The 4884-nt window shown below is 47.3% G+C and carries 4 protein-coding genes; 1 reads left to right on the forward strand and 3 read right to left on the reverse strand.

What is annotated here, in order from left to right:
- The 3 genes from RTY00_RS19425 to RTY00_RS19435 form a co-directional block, all read right to left on the reverse strand.
- On the reverse strand, window positions 1-2429 hold a 2429-nt coding region (locus RTY00_RS19425), incomplete at its 3' end, for a TcfC E-set like domain-containing protein (protein WP_312665609.1).
- A gap of 55 nt (window positions 2430-2484) precedes the next feature.
- Window positions 2485-2955 (reverse strand): CS1 type fimbrial major subunit, encoded by a 471-nt coding sequence (locus RTY00_RS19430; protein ID WP_312665611.1) that lies wholly within the window; start codon window positions 2953-2955, stop codon window positions 2485-2487.
- A gap of 27 nt (window positions 2956-2982) precedes the next feature.
- Window positions 2983-3711, reverse strand: a complete 729-nt coding sequence (locus tag RTY00_RS19435) for a hypothetical protein (protein WP_312665613.1) — start codon at window positions 3709-3711, stop codon at window positions 2983-2985.
- Window positions 3712-4023: 312 nt separating this feature from the next.
- Here RTY00_RS19435 and RTY00_RS19440 point away from each other — a divergent pair.
- On the forward strand, window positions 4024-4884 hold an 861-nt coding region (locus RTY00_RS19440), incomplete at its 3' end, for a hypothetical protein (RefSeq protein WP_312665615.1).

The following is a 4884-nucleotide window of genomic DNA, read 5'->3' on the forward strand; positions in this document are numbered from 1 at the left end:
ACCATCAACGTGCTGTTTTCGCGTTTCGCATTGGCCGTATCCAGCGTGACTTTGCATTGCTGGCCTTCCCGCGAATGGATCAACAGTTCAGGGGTATGCTCATGCATGTCTGTGACAAAGAAACCGTCGCTTTCCGCGATGCCATGTCCCGCATGGTTAACCAGTTTTGCCCCAGACATCGGCTCGCCTTTATGGTCGATAACGCGGCCAATCACCGTAACGGTTTTCATCACGCGCACTTTTCCAGACGCCACGCCGCCTTTATTTAAGTGATAAGGCAGCTCAGCGGGCCAGATTTTCAGCGCCGGACCATCATTGCCGACAAAATCAATTTGCAGTTGCCCAGACTTCCACGCATTCACCGGCACAAAATTGCGCCCGGCGCGCAGCGTGCTGCTGGTACCGTTGCTGTCCCAGGCTTTCAGTCTGACGTTGGGATCGTCACTTTCGACATCAATGATCATTCCGGTATGGCTTGCCCAGCTTTCAGGGCTGTGGCTAGCTGACACTTTGCCGCCGCCAATTGCCAACGTGTTGTTCATGTTAATCCCACCACTTAACGAACGTGATGCGCTGGATTGTTGGGCATACACGGAACCGCTGGCATAGCGATGTTTAAAATCGCTATACAGATTGCCGCCGAGACCATATTGATCGCCGTTCACACTGGCGGAAACGCGCTCGATAGTGCCCTGATCGAAGGATTGCACCACGCCCGCCGAAGCGAACATATCGCGGCCACCACGATTATCATTTCGGCTGCCAACAGAAGCTGTCACGCTGCGCTTATTCTCACCAAGCGAGAACGACAAGTTGAGATTGGCTCCGCGATTGCGGGACGCGCCGTTTTGGCTGTATGGACGATCAAAGGCATTCAATGTGAGCGATACCGGCGTGTTTTTTATCGAAAAACGTGTGCGCCAGTTAGCGTCAACGCCCACGCCATCTTCACGGCTGTAATGTGTTCCGCGCAGTGAAAGCGAATCGCCAGTACCCAAGCGATGATTCACCGTCGCGCCACTGTTGTGCTGTTTATTGGTCCTGCACGCGTCAACTGAGCAGCGGCTGTTCTCATCTTGATACCAGCTCTGGCTGTGGTTCAGCATCAAACTGGTCTGAGGCTGCACCTGCCAGCTAAACTGGCTATCAAAACGTGAACCCCATTGATCGCTGACACCCGCACTGCCGTATAAACGTGTGTTCTGGCTGGATTGAATATCGGTAGAGATCCCCACCTGATTGCTGCCGGCATTACGCTGCGCGGCGCCACCCACAATCACCTTTGGATGCAGCAGATAGTTGGTGCTGACACCAAAGGCCGCATCGCCATCCGCCTGGTTATAGCGGTTATTGCCCAGTTGCTGCTCAACGCCACCATACAGATTGTACTGCCAGCGACGATTCGGATTGCGCCAGCTGGTGGACTTATAAATGGTCTCTTCCGTACGGCTAATTTCACGGCCATCTTCTATCAGGCGTACTTCTACGCCATAAATACCGCCGGGCAGCATGGTGGTATTCAGTTGCTGCATACCCGGCTGCACCGGTTGGCTGTTAATTAGCACGCCATCACGATAAATTTCGGCGATCGAATCACGGTTAGCCGTGACATAAACCGGATAAAGACTAGCCTGCGCCTCTCTTTCCAGCAGCGTATCCGAACTGCCGGCCATCACGCCGACAAGGGTATTCACGCTGCTGCGGCCTGGCATAACCGGCTGACGCAGAATGCCCTGCGAATCAGGCATAAACAGACCTGCTCGCACCGCCGTGCCCGGCAATTCTCGCTGTAAATAGAGTGAGCTGACACGCGCCTGCGTTTCACTGTTTTCGATATCGCTGCGGCTCAGCTGGCTGCTGGCATTGGCGGTCCAGTTGCCAACGCTGGCCTGCAGTTGCAGATTTTGCGAGCCAGACCACGGCTGTTGCTCGCCACCGACCAGATTGAGTTGATTACGCAAAATCAAACCGTTGCTACCCTCTTCTGGCAGCGCAATATGTTTTGCCTTGCCTTTACTCTCACTGGCCGCCGAAGTAGCGATATAGAGTGTGGTTTGGGCCAGACTGTAATGCAGGCTGAGCAATCCTTCCGGGCAAGCTTTTTCACATTTCCCAAGAGGAGATGTCTCTTTTAATATCTTGCTCCAGCGACTGCGCGCCGCCACCGGTAATTTACTCTCAGACGACTGCGTGAATTTCACCAGTTGAACGGTTTTCGCCCGGGATAATAAGATCATGGCGTCACCCAAATATTCACCATCCAGCTCGACTTTGGTCAGCAGCGGTGCATCAAAGAAGTGAGCACTGAAATCGTCAGGCAAATTATCCGCCTGGGTTACCAGATCTTCCATGGGCATAGCTGATACCGTTAGTGGCGCAAAAAACAGCGCCACGGCGATAGCCAGAGGTGTTTTATTGAGTAACAACATCGTATTTTCCGTTAAAAAAAGGACGCGAAAGCGTCCTTATTATCAGAAAGGAATATTAAATACCGTGCTCAAACATCATAGTCACTGTGCCAGTATAATCTCCCGGCGTATACGTACCTGAGAAGTTCGGACTTACCACCATATTCAAAGTCTGTGCAGAACCAGCATTTGCCGCAGGTACAATCTCTTCTTTATTTGGCGCCCCTACCCCCAAAGTTTTGTTACCGATTTCAACTTTTAATGGGATGTCATTTGTGCCATCACTAAGTGATGCGACTGAACTCAGATACGCTTCAATATTACCGACATTATTAAATGCTTCTAAAGTTGTGGAAATATTTTCTAATTGTTGCTGATAACCATCCCATTGCATAGTTTGGGTCTGTGTACCAAAATCCTGATCCAAGAAGCGTACATATTGACGATCGGTCGGAACATTAGCTTCAATGGTGAAATCCAAAGTATCTACTGCCATAGCCGAGACAGGCGCTACGATTAATGCGGCAATCGCGATTTTTTTAAACATGCTTTTAATCTCAATTTAGGTTGGTTACTAGCCAAATAATTTTGGCGTTTTCTTACTACCTTCCAGCAAATTAAATTGCATAGAATGATTTGATTTTTTTAGAATTCGGTAATCTTTACCAGGCAACAAAATGGTACCTTTTTCATCCTGACACTTATTATTAACACACTGTTTAGCGGCCTCAATAGCAATGCTGCTGTTACCTCGATTTTTAATCAGGACGCTTTTTTCAGTGTTTTCAATTTGAGTATTAAATTCTTGATTTTTAGGTCTGACGATGACCATCGCGCCATATCCGGTCAAGACATTTACGCCAGCATTGAGCTTCTTACGGTAATCATCAAATTCTGTCTTAGACTGATTAAATTCATATTGGTCCTTTGGCATTACCGGAATAAAGCGTACACGATAATAGCGCTCTTTATCACGCTGACCGGTAACGATGAGGCGTCCAGTCTGCATTCCCTTAGCCGGGATGATCATGCGTGATGGAGTAAAGATGAGGCCATCAACATTACCTTTTGCAGCAGCCTGCGCATCAATTTTACGTTCCTGCTTTTTGCCATCGTTAAGATAAATAATCTCGCTGACTTCGGTGCGCACGTAACCGGTTTGATCGCCCTGATTACGCACCCGCTTAGATAGCGTACTTTTCTCTCCATCAATAAATTCATACATGGCACCGATATTAATATTCGGAATCGCATTTGCCACGCCACAAGCACTCAACAGTGCTATACACAATAACTTTCTCAATGAACATTCCTCTCAGGATGAGCACGTCCCCGGAGTTTCCTTTTGAGAGGTTGTGCTGAATTAACGCTGATAAATATGCATGATAACCAACACCGGCTTATATGAGAGCACTCTCAAATCAATTTCACACTCTTGCTGAGAGTAAATAATCTTGAGGATTTTTTTGCAAACAAGCCTGATATAGAAGTATCCCCACGAGAAGTCTCATTCTCATAAGACATTTGAGAGTGCTCTTGTATGCGTTAGAAAATTCAAGGTATATCCTTGCATCAATAAATAGCCATCTACAATTTATTCCTGTGAGAATTAAAGATGAAATTAACATTCAACACATTGGTGTTTTTGCTAATGATAATAGCGTCAATGTCATCTGCATTGGCGGAAGAACTTGCAATCACTACCGAGTTCAAGCCCTCTGCAACTAATCCTGCTCACAATGAATTTACTAATACCACCCCAGTATCTGGTTATTGTGCTAACTGGACTTGCCCTGCCGGCACATTTTCCGTCAGAACCTATATCACTGCGGATTATCGTATAATTAACACCAACAGCTCGGATCCGCGTCATCATACTTATCAGCACCTTGATGCTAACTGGCGTACAGCGACCTTATACGATAAAACAACCCGTCGCAGTATTTCGGTACGTTTCCGTATTTCTCTACTTGGCATGCGACTTATGAAAGACGTAGCCAGTTGGGATAAAGATGATTTTAATAATGCGGGCAACTCGCCGAACGGTAATTGCACCGGCGTTGGTAATGCAAGGGGAAATAGCCAATTTATATATGCATGGAATCATCCTGAAGGCATTAACACATGTGAAAAGAACATCTCAAACATTGTTTTAAATGATGTGAAAATAGATCAAATTTCAATTGGATATGAAATGAAAGTAATCGAGTCGCCAATGACCATCGCCAATGGAGAATACGTAGGTTCAATCACGTATAATATAGGAAATAATAAAGAAATCGATCTAGGCCAGGCGGATTATACTGATAATGAACTTAAAATTAATATCACAGCTTCCGTTCAGCACGAATTCAGAGTCGCATCCAGCGGCCCAACCCGTATAGAACTCGAGCCTACAGGCGGCTGGGACATTGTACGAGGTGGAGCAACTGAAGCACGTTTAGAGGGGCGGTCCAGCTATTCCCTGACGGCATCG

Origin of the sequence: Pantoea sp. CTOTU49201 (assembly GCF_032054795.1) — a bacterium.
Lineage (GTDB): Bacteria > Pseudomonadota > Gammaproteobacteria > Enterobacterales > Enterobacteriaceae > Pantoea > Pantoea symbiotica.

Bases quoted from the DNA above. Each gene is read 5' to 3' on its own strand.
- RTY00_RS19430 (WP_312665611.1), bottom strand. From the start codon at position 2,955: ATGTTTAAAAAAATCGCGATTGCCGCATTAATCGTAGCGCCTGTCTCG.